The sequence below is a fragment of the Streptomyces lanatus genome, assembly GCF_014655715.1.
Lineage (GTDB): Bacteria > Actinomycetota > Actinomycetes > Streptomycetales > Streptomycetaceae > Streptomyces > Streptomyces lanatus.
On sequence record NZ_BNBM01000001.1, the window covers coordinates 590,311 to 609,482 of the forward strand.

Genomic DNA, 19,172 nt, shown 5'->3' on the forward strand with positions numbered 1-19,172 from the left:
TTACCTGGATTTCCTTATACGGGAAGGAAGTTGATCGGGTGGCTGTCCGTCGCCCACAGGTACTGGACGGCGTACGCCCGCCAAGGGCGCCAGGCCGCCGCGCGTGAGGTCAGAGCCGCCGGGGTCGACGGCAGGCCCAACTCCTCGGCGGCGCGGCGGATTCCGAGGTCGGTGGGGAGGAAGGCGTCGGGGTCGCCGAGGGCGCGCATGGCGATGACGTCGACCGTCCAGGGGCCGAAGCCCGGCAACTCCAACAGCCGGGCCCGGGTTTCCGGCCAGTCACTGTCCGGGCCCAGGCGCAGCTCACCGTCGGCGAGCCCCCGTACGAGTGTCGTGAACGTCGTGCGGCGGGTGCGGGGCATCGCCAGGGACTCCGGGTCCAGCGAGGCCAGCGCCTCCGGGGACGGGAACAGGTGAGTGAGGCCGCCCTCGGGGTCGTCGACCCGCTCGCCGTGCGCGGTGACGAGGCGGGCCGCGTGGGTGCGGGCCGCCGCCGTGGAGACCTGCTGGCCCAGCACCGCCCGTACGGCGAACTCGGCCTCGTCGACCGTGCGCGGCACCCTGCGGCCGGGCGCCTTGTCGACCAGGGGCGCCAGCAGGGGATCCGTACGCAGCTGGTCGTCGATGGCGACCGGGTCGGCGTCCAGGTCGAGCATCCGGCGGCACCGGCTGATGGCGACCGTCAGGTCTCGCAGGTCACCGAGGGTGAGGCGGCAGGCGATGTGGTCGGGCCGAGGTGTCAGGGACACGATGCCGTGGCCGTACGGCAGCCTCAGCGTGCGCCGGTAGGCGCCGTCCCGCCACTCCTCGACGCCGGGTACGGCGGTCGCCGCGAGGTGGCCGAAGAGGTTGTCGGGGTTGAGGGGGGCGCGGAACGGCAGGCGCAGGGTGAGGGCGCCGGTGGCGCTGCCGGGGTTGCCGCGGGGCGCGCGGGCGCGCAGATCCGTCGGGGCGAGGGCGAAGACCTCGCGGACGGTGTCGTTGAAGGTGCGGATGGAGGCGAAGCCGGCGGCGAAGGCGATGTCCGCCATGGGCAGCGGCGTCGTCTCGATGAGGAGGCGGGCCGCCTGGGCGCGCTGGGCGCGGGCCAGGGCGAGCGGGCCGGCGCCGAGTTCGGCGAGGAGCTGGCGTTCGATCTGCCGGGTGCTGTAGCCGAGCCGGGCGGCGAGGCCGGGTACGCCCTCGCGGTCGACGACTCCGTCGGCGATCAGCCGCATCGCGCGGGCCACGAGGTCGGCGCGCTGGTTCCACTCCGGGGAGCCGGGGCTGGTGTCCGGGCGGCAGCGCTTGCAGGCCCGGAACCCGGCCTGCTGGCAGGCGGCCGCGCTCGGGTGGAACCGCATGTTCTCCGGCTTGGGCGGGACCACCGGGCAGCTGGGCCGGCAGTAGATCCCGGTCGTGACGACCGCCGTGAAGAACCATCCGTCGAAGCGGGCGTCCTTGGACTGGACGGCGCGCACGCAGCGCTCCGTGTCGGTGTGCATCCCCTTCTGCATGCATCCAGCATCGGCCACGGAGGAGAATCGGGGCTGGCGGGAATCCGACATCAACCAGTCCCGCGCCGACCAGGACGCATGAATCATCATTCATGTGTACATGTACGATGGGTAAGATACCCCTCATGGGTCATGGAGCCGTCACCGCCGCGCAGGACGCCCCCGAGCGCGTACGCCTGGACGCGGGCAACGCGGCCAAGGTGGCCACCACCCTCCAGGCCCTGTCCACGCCCTCCCGTCTGCTGATCCTGGCCCGGCTGCGCGAGGGGCCGCTGCCGGCCACGGAGTTGGCGGCCGAGGTCGGCATGGAGCAGTCGGCCTGCTCGCACCAGCTGCGGCTGCTGCGCAATCTCGGGCTGGTGGTGGGCGAGCGGCGCGGCCGTTCCGTGGTGTACGCGCTGCATGACCACCATGTCGCCGAGCTGCTCGACCAGGCCGTGTACCACGTCGAGCATCTGCGGCTGGGCATCAGCGACACGGCCGACTGAGCCGCGTCGCGCTACGACGCGCTGGCGCCCGGAGCCGGTCCGATGCCGCTCAACTGCTGGATGGTGCCGCCCAGTTGCGGCCGGAGACCGTCGAGGAGCGCCGGTTTTCCGCTGACCACCCAGCGGGGGCCGACGAGGTATTTGCCGCCGTAGACGGAGGCCGTGTCCAGCCAGGTGAGCTTGTACTTCTCCTCGGGGAACGTCGTGATGAGGTAGTTGCCCTTCGCGGTGTGGCAGACGCCCTCGCGCAGTTCGTCCGCCTCGGTCCTGATCTTGACCTTGCAGCCGGTCAGGTCGGCGATCACCTCGATCTTCGCCGGTGCCACGACGCCGGCCACGGTGGCGGAGACGTTCGTCGGGCTGCTCTGCGCGGAGGCTCCCTTGTCGTCACCACCACCGCACGCGGTCGCGGTGAGCAGGAGAACCAGCCCGCCGGCTGCGGCGACGAGACCGGTGCTTGCTCTGTTTCCTCGGCTTCCTCGCTGTGACTGCACGAAAAGGGGTACGGATCAAGGCCGGTCGGTGTTCACGCCGGCAGCCAGCGGTCGACGTAGGCCCGCAGCCCGTCCAGTCCGGCGCCGCGTGCGACGTAGCCGAGGTGGCCGTCGGGCCGTACGAGTCCCTGGGCGAGGCCGGGCCAGGGGCTTCGGTCGGCGAGGCGGTGCACGGTGATCAGATCGGTCCGGCCGGTCAGGATCGGGGCGAGTCGCTCGTCCGGCCAGTGGTGCGGCGGGCCGGACAGGAGCAGATGCCAGCCGGGGGCGGCGGTCCGTGCCTGGAGTCCGCGGGGCAGGTCGGGCAGCCGGTCGCCGGCGCGCGGTCCACGGCGTGGCGGTCGGGTGCCGGGCGTCGAGGCGGGGCTGCGGCGGTAGTGGATGCCGAGTTCGGAGACGGCGCGGAACACGCGGCGGCGGGGCGCGGTCGCGTACCGCGCCAGCGGGGCGAGGTGCGGTACGAGGCGGGCGCGGGCGAATCGCAGGACCGGGTGCGGGCTGGTGGCGATGACGAACGCGCGGTCGGTGAAGCGCCGCACGTCACGGCCGACCGGGGCGCGCTCGGCGCCGTACGTCTCCAGCAGTTCCTCGGGCGCGGCGCCCCGGCAGACGAGGGCCAGCTTCCAGCCCAGGTTGAGGGCGTCCTGGATGCCGGTGTTCATGCCCTGGGCGCCGGCCGGGCTGTGGATGTGGGCCGCGTCGCCCGCGAGGAAGAAGGGGCCGGAGCGGTAGCGGGCGGCGCCGCGGTTGTGGAGGCGGAAGTCGGTCATCCAGACGGGATCCCGCAGGACCAGTCCTTCCGCGCCGTACCGTTCGGCGATGTGCCGCAGCAGCGGCAGCGTCACCTTGTCGTCGGGGGCGTCGGAGGGCCGCATCGCGAGCATCCGCCAGGGGGCGGGCGAGCCCAGCGGGAAGAAGAACAGCATGCCGCGACCGGTCATGTACGAGTGCACGGCGTCCGGCTCCAGGCCGTCGACCTCCAGGTCGGCGAGGAGATACGTCTGCGGATAGGCGTAGCCCTCGAAGCCGATGCCCGCCCGGGCGCGCACCGTGCTGTGGGCGCCGTCGCAGCCCACGACATAGCGCGCCGTCACGGTCTCCTCCGTGCCGTCCCGGCCGCGCAGCCGCGCTGCGACATACGGCCCCTGCCGCTCCAGTCCCACGACCTCGGTACCGCGCTCGACGGTCACGTCCCGCGCGGCCAGATGCTCACCGAGCACGCTCTCCGTCTCGGCCTGCGCGAGGAACAGCAGGAAGGGGTACGGGGTGTCAGGGGCGCCGATGTCGAAGAGCGGCACGGACACCGTGCGCCCGCCCAGATGCAGCCGGAGCCCCATCGCCGTGTTGCCCCGCTCCACGAGTTCCCCGCTCACCCCGAACCCGGCGAGCGCCTCCAGCGTGCGGGGCTGGATGCCGAGCGCCCTGGACTCCCGCACCCGGTCCAAGGACCGGTCGACGACCCGGAACCGGGTTCCGTAGGAGCGCAGTTGAGCGGCGAGCGCGAGCCCGGTGGGCCCGGCTCCCACGACCAGCACGTCCAGCGGTGACGTCATGGGTTCAACGGTAGACGGGCCCGGCCGCTCTCCTACCGCCCCTGCACGCTCGTGTCGATCAGCAGCCGGGCCCTGGCGGTGGCGAGCAGTCGCTTCTGGGCCGCCAGCCTCTCTGGGGTGGCGACGGTGTCGAAGAGCAGCTGGTAGACCTGGCCCGCCTTGCCCGCGACGAACACCTCCAGGCGTTTGCGGACCTCCGGGCGATCGGCGTAGTGGTAGTCGATCTCCAGCAGGAGGGCTTCCTTGCCGTTCTGCCGGGTGGGGTGGGTGGCGGCTTTCAGGTCCGCCATGGAGGACTCGGATGTGTCGCGGTACCACTCCAGCTGCCCGGCGACGGCGTCCTTCGGAGTCGGTCCGTAGGACGAGTCACGCTTGAGGCTCATGACGTGCTCCTCGTCCGGGGAACTCCAATTGCTCTGGATGGCACTGTCGCGGTCCTGGGTCCAGTCGTCGGGAAGGGCGAAGGACGCCCTGAGGCGGGGTGCGGCGACAGGACGCCAGCCGCTGGGCAGCGGGAGCGATGGGGACGCTCGCGGTGTGGCCGGCGCGTCCGATACCGCCGCAGCGCCGCCGCCCACGGGCCGCCCCGGCGACGAACCCCCGAGGAGCGGCACTCCGAACACCGCCAGCAGCAGGCCCACGACGGCCGTGGCCGCCGACACCAACGCGGCGATTTCTCCCGCGCTCATGCGCCGCCTCGCAGGCGCCCCGTCCCCCGCACCACTCACCCGGGTCCCCCTCCCCCTGTGCCGCCCGCCTCAAGAGTCTCTCCAGGAAGTCGCGCCAACTCCCGTCAGAATTACGCGAGTTGCGGCCAGATCCGGCCAATGCGAGATGCTGTGCCCGTGACCGACACCTCGCTGCCCGACGTCTGGCAGACCATCGACCGCCTCGCCGCCCGATTCGAAGACCACTCCACGCTCCCTCGCGAGCAGCGGATCCTTCTCCAGCTGCTGAAGATCCAGGAGGAGGCGGGTGAGGTCGCCGAAGCCGTGATCGGCGCCACGGGACAGAACCCCCGCAAGGGCTACTCGCACACCTGGGAGGACGTGGAGTCCGAGATCTGTGACGTCATCGTCACCGGGATGGTCGCGCTGAGGCGCATGAACCCGGAGGCGCCGGATGTGTTCGCGCGGCACATGAGCCGTATCGCCGACCAGGATCTGACCGAGCCGTTGCCGCACCAGGGCCGCGAGTAGTTGCGGGTTCAGGCAAACACGGCCTGCGGACGGTTCGTATAAGCACCTCTTTAGGATTCCAAAAGCTGTGATACGGGGCCAAATCAAGTCGTCTGCAGGCGATGTGAGCGAGCGTCGGACCGCTCGGCGCGTGTGATGCCGGGCCCTTCCCTCCCCCACGTCGAGTGTTTTCGGCCCGGGCTCCGCGGAGCCCGGGCCGTCGCGTCTTGTGAGGGCCCGTCGCCCCCTGCACGATCGGCGTCGCTCGTACACAAGTCCGCTCTCGGAGCGTTTCGCCTGAGGAGGCCACCGTGACGACCGACCGCATCACCCTCAGCCCCGACGCCGCACGGCAACTCGCGACGACCACCAAGACGACCCCGCAGATGCGCGGCATCACCCCGCGCTATCTGCTGCGCGCCCTGCCCTGGGTCGACGTCGAATCGGGGGTCTACCGCGTCAACCGGCGCCGTACCTACGTCCTGGGCGACGACCGCATCAGCACCCACACCGACGACGGGACACCACGCGTCGTCCCGGGCGACTTACGCGAGATCGCCTATCTGCGCGACTCCGAGGACGCGCTGCTGGGCCGGCTGGCCGACTCGTTCACCGAGATGAGCTTCGAGGCCGGGCAGGTGCTGGTCCAGGAGGGCGACGCCGCCGAGCATCTGTGGGTGCTGGTGCGGGGCCGCGCCGAGAAGCGTGCCGCCGGGCGGTACGGCGACGAGGCGCTGATCCAGGTCATCGGCGACGGGCAGTACTTCGACCTGGAGGCGTGGACCAGGGGCGAGCCCATGCCGTACACGGTCAGGGCCGTCACCCCCGGCGTCGCCCTGCGTGCCGAGCGCTCCGCCCTCGCCGGGCTCATGGAGCACGACGCGGCGCTGCGCGGGGCGGTGGAGTCGTACACGGCGGGCGGCATGCCCGCGCCCGGCAGCGAGGCGCCGATCGATCTGAGCGGCGGCCATGTCGGTGAGGTCGATCTGCCGGGCACGTACGTCGACTACGAGGACATGCCGCGCGAGTACCACATGACGCTGGCCCAGACCCGGATGATGGTCCACTCCCGTGTCGCCGACCTCTACAACGGGCCGATGGACCAGACCCGTACCCAGGCCAACCTGACGATCCAGGCCCTGCGTGAGCGGCAGGAGAACCTGATGCTCAACCACCCGGAGTTCGGGCTCCTCCACAGCGTCCCGGCCGGCCAGCGGGTGCAGGCGCGCACCGGCGCCCCGACCCCCGACGACCTGGACGAGCTGCTCGCGCGGGTGTGGAAGCAGCCGGCCTGCTTCGTGGCGCACCCGAGGGCGATCGCCGCGTTCGGACGCGAATGTACGCGGCGGGGCGTGCCCCCGGTCACGGACAGCCGGTTCGGCAGTCCCCTGCTGACCTGGCGGGGCGTGCCGCTGCTGCCGTCCGACAAGGTGCCGTGCCCCACCGGCTCCATGACCGGGACGACAGAGATCCTGCTGATCCGGACCGGCGAGGCCGAGCAGGGCGTGGTCGGCCTGCGGCCGGCGGGTGTGCCGGACGAGGTCGAACCCGGGCTGTCCATGCGGAACATGGGCATGGACGCCAAGGGCATCACGTCGTATCTGATGACGGCCTACTTCAACACGGCCGTGCTGGTGGACGACGCCATCGCCGTACTCCAGAACGTCGAGGTGTCCAAGTACCATGACTACGCCTGACGTCACGGCGCCGCCGCGCCGGTCGGGCGGCTTCACGGCCGAGTCGGTGCGCCATGACTTCCCGATCCTGCACCGGACCGTCAACGGCCATCCCCTCGTCTGGCTCGACAACGCGGCCACCACACAGAAGCCGCGCCAGGTCATCGAGGCGCTCACCGCCTACTACGGCGCCGCCAACTCCAACATCCACCGCGGGGCCCACACCATGGCGCGGGAGGCCACCGAGGCGTACGAGGCGGGCCGGGCCGCAGTCGCCGGGCTGCTGGGTGCCCCGGGCCCGGAGACCGTCGTCTTCGTACGGGGCACCACGGAGGCGATCAACCTCGTCGCGCAGAGCTGGGGCCGGGCCAGCCTCGGGCCCGGGGACGACATCCTGGTGCCGGTCCTGGAGCACCACTCGGACATCGTGCCCTGGCAGATGGTCGCGAAGGAGACCCGGGCTCGGCTGGTGCCGGTCCCGCTCACGCCGGACGGCGCGATCGACCAGGACGCGTACGCGGATCTGCTGTCCGCACGCACCCGGCTCGTCGCGATCAGCCACGCCTCGAACGTCCTGGGCACCGTCCCGCCCGTCAAGGAGATGACGGCACTGGCCCACCGCTACGGCGCCAGAGTGCTGGTGGACGGCGCCCAGGCCGTCGCCCACTTCCCGGTCGATGTGCGGGACCTGGACGCGGACTTCTACGCCTTCTCCGGCCACAAGCTGTTCGCGCCGACCGGCATCGGTGCCCTGTACGCGAAGCCGGAACTCCTCGCGGCCATGGCGCCGTGGCAGGGCGGCGGCAACATGATCGAGTCGGTGGAGTTCGGGGAGACCACATTTGCGGCCGTACCGCATCGGATGGAGGCCGGTACCGGGCACATCTCCGGAGTGGTGGGACTGCTCGCCGCCGTGAACTGGCTGACGTCCCTCGACCGGGGGGCCGTCGCCGCGTACGAGGACGGGCTGATGGCTTATGCGCACGAGGCGCTCGCCGCGGTGCCCGGGCTCGAACTGATCGGCTCGGCGCCGGACCGGATCGCGGTGCTCACCTTCACCCTCGCCGGGCATGACCCGGCGACCGTCGCCGACTGGCTCGACGCCGACGGAATCGCCATCCGCGCCGGGCACCACTGTGCCCAACCGGCCCTGACCCACTACGGGTTGGAGTCGGCGGCCCGCGCCTCTCTCGCCCTGTACAACACGTCCGAGGAGGTGGACCAGCTCGTCGCGTCGCTGTTGAGACTGCAACAGAGCGCCTGACAGCGGGAGTCAGGGCGCACCGGGGTCCGTGCGGTCAGGGGATGGCCGCACGGACCTCGCTGAGTCGCCCCGGGTCAGCGCAGCACCACCGTGCGCCGGCCCTGGACGAACACCCGGCCCTCGCAGTGCCACCGCACCGCCCGGGCGAGGGCCGCCGACTCGGCGTCCCGGCCGATGGCGGCCAGGTCGTCGGGGGTGTGGCTGTGGTCGACGTCGATGACCTCCTGGGCGATGATCGGGCCCTCGTCGAGGTCGGCGGTGACGTAGTGGGCGGTGGCGCCGACGAGTTTGACGCCCCGTTCGTGTGCCTGGTGGTAGGGCTTGGCGCCCTTGAAGCTCGGCAGGAACGAGTGGTGGATGTTGATCGTCCGCCCGGCCAGCCGCCCGCACAGCTCGTCGGAGAGCACCTGCATATAGCGGGCCAGCACGATCAGATCGACGTCGAGCGAGTCGACGAGTTCCAGGAGCCGGGCCTCGGCATCGGGCTTGGTGGCGGCGGTGACCGGCACGTGGAAGAACGGGATGCCGTGCCAGGTGACGAGTGCCTCGTGGTCGCGGTGGTTGGAGACGACGGCGACCACGTCGATGGGCAGATCGCCGCTGCGGGTGCGGTAGAGCAGGTCGTTGAGGCAGTGGCCGTAGCGGGACACCATGATCAGTACGCGTCGGCGGGTACCGGCCGGCTCCAGGTGCCATCGCATGGCGAACGGCGCGGCCACGGCGGCGAATTCACCCCGCAGGGTGTCCTCACCGCCGGGCGCGGTGAACCGTACCCGCATGAAGAAGTGGCCGTCCCTGCGGTCGCCGAACTGGTGGTTGTCGATGATGTCGCTGCCCTGTTCCAGCAGGAACTGCGAGACGGCGGCGACGATGCCGGGCGACTCGGGGCAGTCGAGGGTGAGGACGAACTCCATCACGGCACCTCCGGGCCCCGGTACTCGCTCATCGCGTCGATGAGCCAGCGGGCCAGATAGTCGGCGAACGACGAGCGGGGCAGCAGGCGGTAGGTGGGGGTGTCGTCGACCTGCCACAGGAGTACGGCGACGGGGCCGACGGTGGTCGACACGGCGCGGCCGGGGCCGAAGGCCCTGGGGTGCAGGTCCAGGGGGCAGCCCTTCTCCAGTACCTGCCGGGCGGCCGGGCCGCTCAGTTCCAGCGTGGTGCGGTTGGCGGAGACGTCCACGACCGAGCCCGGTCCGCCGTCGAGGGCCGCCGTCAACTCGGCGTCCGCAGCGGGCCCTTCGGACACCACGAGCCATTCGTCGGGGCCGAGCCACAGGACCGTACGGTCGCCGGACGCGGCGGTACGGCCGCACTCGCCCGGGAGCGGCACGCCCAGGGTCCCGCCGATGCGGCCGGCCGCCTCGGACGCGGGGTCGACACGCAGGTTCAGCATGGTCAGGAACGGGCGCTCGACGAGCGTGACACCACGGGTGCCGGTGACGCCGGCGGCCCGCATCCGCTCCTCCAGGTGTGCCAGCGGGCTTCTGCACAGTACTGCGGGGCCGGTCTCAGCCATCTCGCCTGGTCCCTTCGGGGTCGTAGAGGACGAAGTCGGTCACCTCGACGGGCACCAGGTCGTCGCCCACCGGGGCGAGCAGGGTCTGGCCCTTGCGCGCCTGCCCGTCGGCGACGAGGGCGAGGGCGAAGGGGCGGCCGAGGGCCGGGCTGTGGTAGCTGGAGGTGACGTGGCCGAGCATCGGCACCGGCACGGTCTCCAAGTCGACCTCCGGGGCGACGAGTTGGGTGCCCTCGGGCAGCCGGGTCGTGCGGTCGCTCGGCAGCAGGCCGACGAGCTGCTTGCGGTCGGGGCGGGCTGTGTCGGCGCGGGTGTAGGAGCGCTTGCCGATGAAGTCCTTCTGCTTCGAGACGACCCAGCTCATGCCCGCGTCCTGCGGGGTGACGGTGCCGTCGGTGTCCTGGCCGACGATGATGTAGCCCTTCTCGGCCCGCAGGACGTGCATGGTCTCGGTGCCGTACGGCGTGATGTCGTAGGGCCGCCCGATGGCGTCCACCTCCTCCCAGACGGCGAGGCCGTACCAGGCGGAGACGTTGATCTCGTAGGCGAGTTCGCCGGAGAAGGAGATCCGGCAGATGCGGGCCGGGATGCCGGAGGCGAGGGTGGTCTCGCGGAAGGCCATGAACGGGAAGGCCTCGGCGGACAGGTCGACGTCGGGGGCGAGATGGGCGACGACCTCGCGCGACTTGGGGCCGACGACGGCGATCGTCGCCCACTGCTCGGTCACCGAGGTGCAGTGCACGTCGAGTTCGGGCCACTCGGTCTGGAGCCACTCCTCCAGCCAGTCCAGGACACCCGCGGCGCCGCCGGTCGTGGTGGTCATGAAGTAGCGGTCGTCGTCGAGGCGCAGGGTCACACCGTCGTCGAAGATCATGCCGTCGGGCTTGCACATGACGCCGTAGCGGGCCATGCCGGGCTTCAGCTTCTTGAAGGCGTTGGTGTAGACCCGGTTGAGGAACTCCCCCGCGTCCGCACCCCAGATCTCGATCTTGCCGAGGGTCGAGGCGTCCATGAACGCCACGCCCTCACGCGCCGCCCGGCACTCACGGGCCACGGCCGCGTCCATGTCCTCGCCGGGCCGGGGGTAGTACCAGGGGCGCTTCCACTGGCCGACGTCCTCGAACTCGGCGCCCTGCGCGACATGCCAGCTGTGGATGGCCGTGGTCCGCTCCGGGTCGAACAGCTCGCCGCGCTCCCGCCCGGCGAGCGCGGCGAAGGCGACCGGCGTGTACGGCGCCCGGTAGGCGGTGGTGCCGATCTCGCCCAGCGAGCCCTTGAGGATCTCGGCGATCACACCGATCGCGTTGACCCCGGACGTCTTGCCCTGGTCGTTGGCGGTGCCGAGCGAGGTGTAGCGCTTGACGTGCTCGACGCCGCGCATGCCGGCGTCGGTGGAGCGCAGGACGTCGGCGACGGTGACATCGCGCTGGAGGTCGACGAAGTGGGTGTCCCAGGAGTCGCCGGGCACCAGCCACAGCGCCCGCACCGGACCCGAGCCCCGGGCATCAACGGACGACGGCACGGGCACCGGGAACCCGGCCCCGGTCGCGGCCAGCGCCCCGGCCCGCGCCCCTTCGGCAGCACAGCCGTCGAGGTCGTACGTCCCGCGCGCCGCACCCACGACCTGCTGGTCCCGTACGACGCCGTCGGGCACGAACGCGATCAGGTCCTCGTCCCAGCGCAGCCGCCCCTGCCGCTGGCTGTGCAGATGGACGACGGGACTCCAGCCGCCGGATACGGCGAGCAGGTCACAGTCGAACGACTGCGGCGGACCGTCCACGTCGAGCGACCGGACCGTGACGCCGGTGAGCCGCCCGTCGCCCGCGGTGTCGCTCACCGCGCTCCCGGTCAGCACCCGCACCCCGGTCGTGCGGGCGACCTCGGCGGCCCGCGCGGACAGTTCGGGGCGCGCGTCCACGACGGCCGCGATGTCGATCTCCGCGGCGTGCAGGGCGGTGACCGTGTCGTACGCGCTGTCGTTGGTGGTGCTCACCACGGCCCGCGAACCGGGGGCCACCGCGTACCGTTCGAGGTAGGTGCGCACGGCCCCGGCGAGCATCACTCCGGGGCGGTCGTTCCCGGCAAACACCAGCGGGCGTTCGTGGGCGCCGGTCGCCAGGATCACCTGACGGGCGCGGATGTGCCACAGCCGCTGCCGCGAGACGCCGGCCGGGGCGTCGGCTCCGAGGTGGTCGGTGCGCCGTTGCAGCGCCAGCACATAGTTGTCGTCGTACGACCCGAAGGCCGTGGTCCGCCGCAGTACGACGGCCTCGGGCGCGGCGTCGAGCACCGCGCGCAGTTCGGCGGCGCGCTCCCAGTCGGTGGGCTCGGGCTGTTCGTCGACGAGGATCACCCGGGCGCCGGAGGCGGCGGCAGCGGCGGCGGCCGAGAGCCCGGCGGGTCCGGCGCCGACGACGAGGACGTCGGTGTGGACGTACTTCTTGTCGTAGACGGCAGGATCAGGGGTGGGGTCGAGGTGGCCCATGCCGGAGAGGGTGGTGGCGGACAGGCCGTCGTAGAGCTCCAGGGTCGTGGCCGGGAGCATGCCCTCGGAGCACGAACCGTCGATCTGCACCAGGGCGTTGGGCTCCTCGACGCCCGCGGCGACGACGCCACGCGGCCGGCCGTGGTAGAGCGACGGGGCGACCTCGACGACGCCGTTCGCCAGCATCGCGGAGGCGAGGGTGTCGCCTGGGTGCCCGGTCAGCTCCCGTCCGTCGACGGTGAACCGCAGCAGGGCGGTGCGGTCGATACGGCCGCCCCTGGGGAGCCGGAAGTGCTGGTCGGTCATCGGTTCCCTCCGGGGCGTGGCTCGTCGAGCCGGTAGGAGGCGAGCACCTCGTGGGTGGCGGTGTCGCGCAGAACGTTGAACCAGCGGCGGCAGCCGATGCTGTGCATCCACCGCTCGGCGAAGGGGCCCCTGGGGTTGTCGCGGTAGAAGACGTACTCGGCCCACTGCTCGTCGGTGAGGTCGGCCGGGGTCTCGGGGTAGGGGACATGGGCCTGTCCGCCGTAGTGGTACTCGGTCTCGTCGCGAGGACCGCACCAGGGACAACTGATCAGCAGCACGGTGTCCTCCTCAGTGGGCCACGGCGGCGGCGCCGTGTTCGTCGATCAACGCGCCCGTCCGGAAACGGTCGAGGGCGAAGGGGGCGTTCAGCGGATGCGGCTCGCCCGTGGCGATGGTGTGCGCGAAGGTCCAGCCGGCGGCGGGGGTGGCCTTGAAACCGCCGGTGCCCCAGCCGCAGTCGACGTAGAGGTTCTCGACCGGGGTGGCACCGATGATCGGGGACGCGTCCGGAGTGACGTCGACGATGCCGCCCCAGGTGCGCAGCACATGCGCCCGCGCGAATACCGGGAACAGCTCGACGGCGGCGGCCATCTGCCGCTCGATGATGTGGAAGGAGCCGCGCTGCCCGTAGCCGTTGTAGGAGTCGACGCCCGCGCCCATCACCAGCTCGCCCTTGTGGGCCTGGGAGACATAGACGTGCACGTGGTTCGACATGACGACGGTGGGGTGGACGGGTTCGTGCAGTTCGGACACCAGCGCCTGGAGCGGATACGACTGCACCGGCAGCCGTACGCCCGCCCGCTCGGCCAGCACGCTGCTGTGCCCGGAGGCGGCGAGCCCGACCCGGCCGGCGTGGATACGGCCCCGGTTGGTGTCGACGCCCACGACCCGGTCGCCGTCCTTGAGGAAGCCGGTGACCTCGCAGCCCTGGATCAGATCGACGCCCAGCTCATCCGCCCGCCGGGCCAGCGCCCAGGCGACGTGGTCGTGCTTGGCGATGCCGGCCCGGGGCTGGAAGGTGCCGCCGAGCACCGGATAGCGGGTGCGGGACGAGACGTTGAGGATGGGGCAGACCTTGGCGATCTCGTCCGGCTCCAGCCACTCGGCGTCGACGCCGTTGAGCCGGTTGGCGTTGACGCGGCGCATGCCCTCGCGGACGTCCTGGAGGGTGTGGGCGAGGTTGAGGACACCGCGCTGGCTGAAGAGGAAGTCGTAGTCCAGCTCCTCGGGGAGCCGCTCCCACAGCTTGAGGGCGTGTTCGTAGATCGCCGCGCTCTCGTCCCAGAGGTAGTTGGAGCGGATGATCGTGGTGTTGCGCGCCATGTTGCCGCCGGCCAGCCAGCCCTTCTCCAGGACGGCGACATTGGTGATGCCGTGGTTCTTGGCGAGGTAGTAGGCGGTGGCGAGGCCGTGGCCGCCCGCGCCGACGATGACGACGTCGTACGAGGAGCGCGGCTCGGGGTTGCGCCAGAGGAAGTCGGGGTGCTCGGGCAGCGCCTCGGCGGTCATGCCGCGCCTCCGTTCAGGTGCGGGTAGAGCGGGAAGGCGGAGGCCAACTTCGCGACGCGGGCGCGCAGTTCGCCGTCGGGCCGTTCGCCCTTCAGGGTCTCGGCGATCACGTCGGCGACCTCGCGGAACTCCGTGTCGCCGAAGCCCCGGGTGGCCAGGGCGGGCGTACCGATGCGCAGGCCCGACGACACCATCGGCGGGCGCGGGTCGAACGGCACAGCGTTGCGGTTGACGGTGATGCCGACGCGGTGCAGCCGGTCCTCGGCCTGCTTCCCGTCGAGTTCGGAACGGCGCAGGTCGACCAGGACCAGATGGACCTCGGTGCCACCGGTCAGGACGGTGATACCGGTCTCGGCGACATCGTCGGCCAGCAGCCGCCCGGCGAGGATGCGGGCGCCGTGCAGGGTGCGCTGCTGGCGCTCCCTGAACTCCTGCCCCGCCGCCACCTTGAAGGCCACGGCCTTGGCGGCGATGACATGCTCCAGCGGACCGCCCTGCTGCCCCGGGAAGACCGCCGAATTGATCTTCTTGGCGAGGTCGGCACGGCTGAGGATGACACCACCGCGCGGCCCGCCGAGGGTCTTGTGCGTGGTGGTCGTGACGACATCGGCGTAGGGCACGGGGCTGGGGTGGAGCCCCGCGGCCACCAGCCCCGCGAAGTGCGCCATGTCCACCAGCAGATACGCGCCGACCGCGTCCGCGATCCGGCGGAACGCGGCGAAGTCCAGCCGCCGGGGGTAGGCCGACCAGCCGGCGACGATCATCTTCGGCCGGTGGGCGAGGGCGAGCTGCTCGACCTCGTCCATGTCGATGCGCATGTCGGACTCGCGGACGTGGTACGGCACGACGTTGTACAGCTTGCCGCTGTAGTTGAGCCGCATGCCGTGGGTCAGATGACCGCCGTGCGCGAGGTCGAGACCGAGGATCGTGTCGCCGGGCTGGAGCAGCGCGAACATCGCCGCCGCGTTGGCCTGGGCGCCCGAGTGAGGCTGCACGTTCGCGGCCTCGACGCCGAAGAGTTCCTTCACCCGCGCGATGGCCAACTGCTCGACGACGTCCACGTGTTCGCAGCCGCCGTAGTAGCGCCGACCGGGGTAACCCTCGGCGTACTTGTTGGTCAGCACCGAGCCCTGGGCCTCCATGACGGCGGCCGGGGCGAAGTTCTCCGAGGCGATCATCTCGAGCGTGGACTGCTGGCGACGCAGCTCGTCCGCCACCGCGGCAGCGACGTCCGGGTCGAGCTCGCCGAGCGGGGCCGAGAGCGAAGAGGGGGTGAGTGTGCTGGTCGACGGGCTGGTTGCCATGGGTGCACCATCCTGGGGGCCAACTAATGCGCAACTGATATATCAAACTTTGCGACACGGTATGGGAGGTCGGGCGGACGGGTCAAGGGGGCGCCCGTGCAGTGGACGGGGATCGAGCCCGGGGACTAGGGGCTGTCCCTCGCCGGAGGCGTCTGTCGCGCCATCCGCGACGGGCTCCGGTGCGGCACCTTCGGCTGAGGGCTGGGGCGAGGGTCTCGGAGTTGGCGGGCGGCTGGGGCGGTGGCCCTCTGGGCCGGCGAGCGTCTGAGCCGCCAACCTTGCCAGGTCAGGGTTCCAAGCCAGCGGCCCTCAGAGCCAACAGACGCCTGGATCGGCCGGCATCCCCGGCGACAGGCTGCCGAGGCAGCGGCGCTCTGAGCCCACGACCCTCGGGCCGGACGCCGTCCTCAGCCCTCCCGGCATCCCAGCCCCGCCCCCCCCCAGAACCCCCCGCTCAGTGCCCCCCATCCCGCGACTCCCCCGGCCGCAGCCGGGGCCTCCCCGCCAGGGTGGTCCACAGGTGGGGGGCCACGTCGTCCTCGGGGAGTTGGGCAATCATGTAGCGCACGCAGCGTTCGATCTTGACGCGCCAGAGGCGGGCGGCCTCGTTGCCGTCGGCGTCCTGGAGGGCGTCGTAGACGGCCGTGTCCTCGTTGGTGATGGTTTCGAAGGCCTGGCTGTAGTCCATGTCCAGCAGGGCGACGAACATCCGCAGCCGGGCGGTGAGGCGTTCGAAGGTGACAGCGGCTTGGGGGAGGTCGGCGATTCGGGCGAGGGCGTCCTGGAAACGTAGGTCGACCTCGCGGATCCCGACGTAGTCCCGGGCACGGGCGGCGGCGCGGACCTCCGCCAGTGCCGCTGAGGCCGGAGCGAGCCGGTCGGGGCCGAGCATGGCGACCCGGCGGATGAGCAGCGCGCCGAGGCTGGCGCGCAGGGCGTACAGGTCGAGGACGTCCTTCGCCGTGAGCGACGGGACGGCGGTCGCGCCGCCCGGGAGCAGATCGAGCATGCCCTCCTCGGCGAGCGTCTGCAGTCCGGCGCGGACGACCCGGCGGGAGAGCCCCAGCCCTGCGGCGAGCGGTGTCTCCCGGACGCGGTCACCGGGCCGGTGGCCCCCGGCGAGCACGGCGTCGCGCAGTAGGCCGACGACGGGGTCGGTGGTGTCGGGGGCGCCCGGCGGACCATCGTGGGGGATCCCGGTCGCGTCGGCGAGTGCGCGCCCGTCGCGAGCGTTCGAGTCATCGTCACGGCCGCAGTTGGCCGGGATGTCGTACGCCGGACGCGGCCCGGCGACCCGGGTGAAGGGGGCCGCGGACCGGGTCCAGGTCGTGGACCAGGTGAGCAGGGCGTCACGGAGGCGGTGCGGGTCGGGTGCGGCGTCGGCGGCGGCCTGGGCGTCGGCGGCGAGCAGGCGCCGGGTCTCGTCGGCCCACTCCGCCGGGCCCGGCGTGTGATGCCAGCGCGTACGCGGGACGGCCGGAGCCGGTGCCGGAATGCCGTGTGCCAGCAGGTGTACAGCCGCTCCGGGGCCCGCCGTCGAACGCACCTGCCGGAGAAACGCGCCCAGGTCGCCGGAGCCCGGCGCGTCCGTGCCGAGAGTGCCGGATCGTTGCCCATCGCCGCGCAGAGCCGCGAAAGCGCAGGCCACGGCCAAGACGTGCGGCGCCTCCAGGTCATGGCCGAAGAGCCGGCCCGCCCCGGTCGCCACGGCGGTGCGCCCCGCCCGGGCCGTCACCGCCAGCACGCACACCGGTGGGGCGATGAACAGGCCGACCACGTCCTCGGTGTGCTCGGGCAGGGACCAGGCCTCGCGCGGCCCGGCGGTGGCGCGCGCTCCCGGCCGGATGCGGTAGGTCCGCCAGATCCGGTTCACGGTGCTCTGGCTCAGCCCGGTCTCGGCGGCCATGGAACGGCTCGACCAGGTCTTCCGCACACCGGGCGGTGGCGGGGTGAGGGTGCGCAGCAGGGCGTGCGCCACGGTGTCGTCGTCGGCCGTGGGGGGCCGTCCGGCACGGGGCTGCTCGTCCAGGCCGGCCAGCCGCTCGGCGACGAAGCGGGCGCGCCACTTGGCGACCATGTCGCGGGAGATGCCCAGGCGCCTGGCCACATCGGAGTTCGTGGGCTCCTCCTCGCAGGCCAGCACGATCCGCGCCCGCAGGGCCCGCGCCTGGGCGCAGGTGCGGCTGCGGGTCCACGTCAGCAGCGTGGCCCGCTCGTCCTCGGTGAGGACCACGGCGTTGCGGGGGCGACCGGCCATGGCGGCAAACGTAGCCGAACTTCTGACTCGGAAACAGCCCCGCGCACCGTCCGGCGACCGGGGCATTGTTGGCCCCCTCCGGCCTTCACATACTTCGTTGCCATCCGGTGGCCACACCGCCGGCGTCCCCATGACACCGCGAGTTCGCCGCGATCCCGAGCCGACACCCATGCCGGGCGGCACTCGCCGTCGGAACCGCACATCAACCCCGACCAGGCCTGGACCTACCCTCGCACGGGCAAGTCCGGGAACCGCTCCCGGAGGCTGTGATGACCGTAAACGCAGGAAACAGACTGGATGACGCGCCCCTGTCGCGCTTCCACAAGAAACTCGCGCTGTACTCCTCCGGGGGCCCGTTCCTCGACGGCTACGTCCTGAGCATCATCGGCGTCGCCATGACGCAGATCTCGCCGCAGCTGAACCTGTCCGACTCCGCCGAGGGCCTGATCGGCGCGTCCGCGCTCATCGGTATCTTCCTCGGCGCGTTCGCCGGCGGCTGGCTGACCGACAAGTTCGGCCGGCAGCTCCTCTACACCATCGACCTGATCGCCATCATCGTCTGCTCGGTCGCCCAGTTCTGGGCCGACGACCCGGTGTGGCTGTTCGTCCTGCGGCTGCTGATCGGCATGGCGGTCGGCGCGGACTATCCCATCGCCACCTCACTGCTGGCCGAGTTCACCCCGCGCCGGTACCGCGGACCGCTGCTGGGCGGCCTGGTCGTCATGTGGTTCGTCGGCGCCGCGGTGGCGTACATCGTCGGCGAGATCCTGCTCAACGTCGGTGACGACGGCTGGCGATGGATGCTCGCCAGCGCCACCCTGCCCGCCACGATCATCGTGCTGCTGCGCCACGGCACACCCGAGTCCCCGCGCTGGCTGGCCAACAAGGGCCGCACCGAAGACGCCAACGCCGTCCTCCAGAAGGTCTACGGCCCCGACGTGACGGTAGCCGACATGCCGGACGAGGCGGAGGAGCGCGAGAACGTCGACATCAAGGCGATCCTGCGGTCCGGGTACGGCGGCCGGATGCTCTACATCTCCGTCTTCTGGACCTGTTCGATCGTGCCGCTCTTCGCCATCTACGCCTTCGGCCCGAAGATCCTGGACGCGCTGAAGCTGGAGGGCGGCCTGGCCAACATCGGCGAGGCCATGATCACGGTGATGTTCCTCATCGGCTGTGTGGTCGCCCTGTTCGGCGTGAACAAGATGGGCCGGCGTCCGCTGGTCATCCACAGCTTCCTCTGGTCGGGCCTCGCCCTGCTGCTGCTCGGCATCTTCCCCGACGCCCCGTCCGGCGTGATCATGACGCTGTTCGCCCTGTACGCGGTCATCATCGGCGGCACCCAGATCCTCCAGTGGATCTACCCGAACGAACTGTTCCCGACCGAGGTGCGCGGCTCCGCCGTGGGCCTCGCCTCCTCGGCCAGCCGTATCGGCGCCGCCGTGGGCACCTATCTCGTGCCCATGGCCCTGACCGGCTGGGGCGTCGGCGGCACCATGCTCGCGGCCGCCGCGATCAGCCTCCTCGGCGCCGTCGTCTCCGTCTTCTGGGCGCCGGAGACCCGCGGCATGGCCCTGCACGAGGCCGCCGCGCTGACCCCGGCCGTCCGCAAGGAGCCGACGAGCCGCCCGGCCGAGGTCTGA

At 71.7% G+C, this 19,172-nt stretch carries 16 protein-coding genes; 5 read left to right on the forward strand and 11 right to left on the reverse strand.

Annotated features, from left to right (window positions below; translation table 11 throughout):
* Positions 1 to 14: 14 nt before the first annotated feature.
* Positions 15 to 1,496: an AlkA N-terminal domain-containing protein gene (locus IE325_RS02615; protein WP_308437613.1), complete on the reverse strand. Its 1,482-nt coding sequence runs from the start codon at positions 1,494 to 1,496 to the stop codon at positions 15 to 17.
* 125 nt (positions 1,497 to 1,621) lie between these two features.
* Here IE325_RS02615 and IE325_RS02620 point away from each other — a divergent pair, with 125 nt between their 5' ends.
* Positions 1,622 to 1,984 (forward strand): ArsR/SmtB family transcription factor, encoded by a 363-nt coding sequence (locus IE325_RS02620; protein WP_190067976.1) that lies wholly within the window; start codon positions 1,622 to 1,624, stop codon positions 1,982 to 1,984.
* Positions 1,985 to 1,995: 11 nt separating this feature from the next.
* Here the strand turns inward: IE325_RS02620 and IE325_RS02625 are convergent, their stop codons facing one another.
* The 3 genes from IE325_RS02625 to IE325_RS02635 are packed head-to-tail and all read right to left on the reverse strand — an operon-like array spanning position 1,996 to position 4,720.
* On the reverse strand, positions 1,996 to 2,478 hold the full coding sequence (locus IE325_RS02625) for a hypothetical protein (RefSeq protein WP_190067977.1): 483 nt from the start codon (positions 2,476 to 2,478) through the stop codon (positions 1,996 to 1,998).
* Between the two features lie 32 nt (positions 2,479 to 2,510).
* Positions 2,511 to 4,031, reverse strand: a complete 1,521-nt coding sequence (locus IE325_RS02630; protein WP_190067978.1) for an FAD-dependent monooxygenase — start codon at positions 4,029 to 4,031, stop codon at positions 2,511 to 2,513.
* A gap of 32 nt (positions 4,032 to 4,063) precedes the next feature.
* Positions 4,064 to 4,720: a hypothetical protein gene (locus IE325_RS02635; protein WP_190067979.1), complete on the reverse strand. Its 657-nt coding sequence runs from the start codon at positions 4,718 to 4,720 to the stop codon at positions 4,064 to 4,066.
* A gap of 156 nt (positions 4,721 to 4,876) precedes the next feature.
* On the opposite strand from IE325_RS02635, the gene IE325_RS02640 reads away from it, so the two are divergent.
* From IE325_RS02640 to IE325_RS02650, 3 genes are all read left to right on the forward strand, one after another.
* A complete protein-coding gene (locus IE325_RS02640) occupies positions 4,877 to 5,230 on the forward strand; it encodes a MazG-like family protein (protein ID WP_229911619.1) in 354 nt (117 codons plus the stop codon).
* Positions 5,231 to 5,520: 290 nt separating this feature from the next.
* Complete coding sequence (locus tag IE325_RS02645; protein ID WP_229911620.1) at positions 5,521 to 6,906, forward strand: family 2B encapsulin nanocompartment shell protein; 1,386 nt, start codon at positions 5,521 to 5,523, stop codon at positions 6,904 to 6,906.
* A complete protein-coding gene (locus tag IE325_RS02650) occupies positions 6,893 to 8,149 on the forward strand; it encodes a cysteine desulfurase (protein ID WP_190067981.1) in 1,257 nt (418 codons plus the stop codon). The genes IE325_RS02645 and IE325_RS02650 overlap by 14 nt, the downstream gene beginning before the upstream one ends.
* A gap of 74 nt (positions 8,150 to 8,223) precedes the next feature.
* Here the strand turns inward: IE325_RS02650 and purU are convergent, their stop codons facing one another.
* The 7 genes from purU to IE325_RS02685 all read right to left on the reverse strand — a co-directional run bounded on the left by purU (position 8,224) and on the right by IE325_RS02685 (position 17,529).
* Positions 8,224 to 9,063, reverse strand: coding sequence for a formyltetrahydrofolate deformylase (purU, locus tag IE325_RS02655; RefSeq protein WP_190067982.1), 840 nt, complete (start codon positions 9,061 to 9,063; stop codon positions 8,224 to 8,226).
* Complete coding sequence (locus tag IE325_RS02660; RefSeq protein ID WP_190067983.1) at positions 9,063 to 9,668, reverse strand: sarcosine oxidase subunit gamma; 606 nt, start codon at positions 9,666 to 9,668, stop codon at positions 9,063 to 9,065. The genes purU and IE325_RS02660 overlap by 1 nt, the downstream gene beginning before the upstream one ends.
* Positions 9,661 to 12,459: a 2Fe-2S iron-sulfur cluster-binding protein gene (locus IE325_RS02665; protein ID WP_190067984.1), complete on the reverse strand. Its 2,799-nt coding sequence runs from the start codon at positions 12,457 to 12,459 to the stop codon at positions 9,661 to 9,663. Before IE325_RS02665 ends, IE325_RS02660 begins: the two co-directional genes overlap by 8 nt.
* On the reverse strand, positions 12,456 to 12,737 hold the full coding sequence (locus IE325_RS02670) for a sarcosine oxidase subunit delta (protein WP_190067985.1): 282 nt from the start codon (positions 12,735 to 12,737) through the stop codon (positions 12,456 to 12,458). Before IE325_RS02670 ends, IE325_RS02665 begins: the two co-directional genes overlap by 4 nt.
* A 10-nt stretch (positions 12,738 to 12,747) precedes the next feature.
* Positions 12,748 to 13,968, reverse strand: a complete 1,221-nt coding sequence (locus tag IE325_RS02675; protein ID WP_190067986.1) for a sarcosine oxidase subunit beta family protein — start codon at positions 13,966 to 13,968, stop codon at positions 12,748 to 12,750.
* On the reverse strand, positions 13,965 to 15,272 hold the full coding sequence (gene glyA, locus IE325_RS02680) for a serine hydroxymethyltransferase (protein ID WP_190067987.1): 1,308 nt from the start codon (positions 15,270 to 15,272) through the stop codon (positions 13,965 to 13,967). The genes IE325_RS02675 and glyA overlap by 4 nt, the downstream gene beginning before the upstream one ends.
* Positions 15,273 to 15,726: 454 nt before the next feature.
* Positions 15,727 to 17,529: a helix-turn-helix domain-containing protein gene (locus IE325_RS02685; protein ID WP_190067988.1), complete on the reverse strand. Its 1,803-nt coding sequence runs from the start codon at positions 17,527 to 17,529 to the stop codon at positions 15,727 to 15,729.
* A 269-nt stretch (positions 17,530 to 17,798) separates the two neighbouring features.
* On the opposite strand from IE325_RS02685, the gene IE325_RS02690 reads away from it, so the two are divergent.
* Positions 17,799 to 19,172 (forward strand): MFS transporter, encoded by a 1,374-nt coding sequence (locus IE325_RS02690; protein WP_190067989.1) that lies wholly within the window; start codon positions 17,799 to 17,801, stop codon positions 19,170 to 19,172.

What these genes read in the sequence shown, in the direction of transcription:
- purU (WP_190067982.1), bottom strand. Translation starts at nt 9,063, where the DNA reads ATGGAGTTCGTCCTCACCCTCGACTGCCCCGAGTCGCCCGGCATCGTC.
- IE325_RS02660 (WP_190067983.1), bottom strand. Translation starts at nt 9,668, where the DNA reads ATGGCTGAGACCGGCCCCGCAGTACTGTGCAGAAGCCCGCTGGCACAC.
- IE325_RS02635 (WP_190067979.1), bottom strand. Translation starts at nt 4,720, where the DNA reads ATGAGCGCGGGAGAAATCGCCGCGTTGGTGTCGGCGGCCACGGCCGTC.
- IE325_RS02615 (WP_308437613.1), bottom strand. Translation starts at nt 1,496, where the DNA reads ATGCAGAAGGGGATGCACACCGACACGGAGCGCTGCGTGCGCGCCGTC.
- glyA (WP_190067987.1), bottom strand. Translation starts at nt 15,272, where the DNA reads ATGGCAACCAGCCCGTCGACCAGCACACTCACCCCCTCTTCGCTCTCG.
- IE325_RS02690 (WP_190067989.1), top strand. Translation starts at nt 17,799, where the DNA reads ATGACCGTAAACGCAGGAAACAGACTGGATGACGCGCCCCTGTCGCGC.
- IE325_RS02665 (WP_190067984.1), bottom strand. Translation starts at nt 12,459, where the DNA reads ATGACCGACCAGCACTTCCGGCTCCCCAGGGGCGGCCGTATCGACCGC.
- IE325_RS02685 (WP_190067988.1), bottom strand. Translation starts at nt 17,529, where the DNA reads ATGGCCGGTCGCCCCCGCAACGCCGTGGTCCTCACCGAGGACGAGCGG.
- IE325_RS02620 (WP_190067976.1), top strand. Translation starts at nt 1,622, where the DNA reads ATGGGTCATGGAGCCGTCACCGCCGCGCAGGACGCCCCCGAGCGCGTA.
- IE325_RS02650 (WP_190067981.1), top strand. Translation starts at nt 6,893, where the DNA reads ATGACTACGCCTGACGTCACGGCGCCGCCGCGCCGGTCGGGCGGCTTC.
- IE325_RS02630 (WP_190067978.1), bottom strand. Translation starts at nt 4,031, where the DNA reads ATGACGTCACCGCTGGACGTGCTGGTCGTGGGAGCCGGGCCCACCGGG.
- IE325_RS02675 (WP_190067986.1), bottom strand. Translation starts at nt 13,968, where the DNA reads ATGACCGCCGAGGCGCTGCCCGAGCACCCCGACTTCCTCTGGCGCAAC.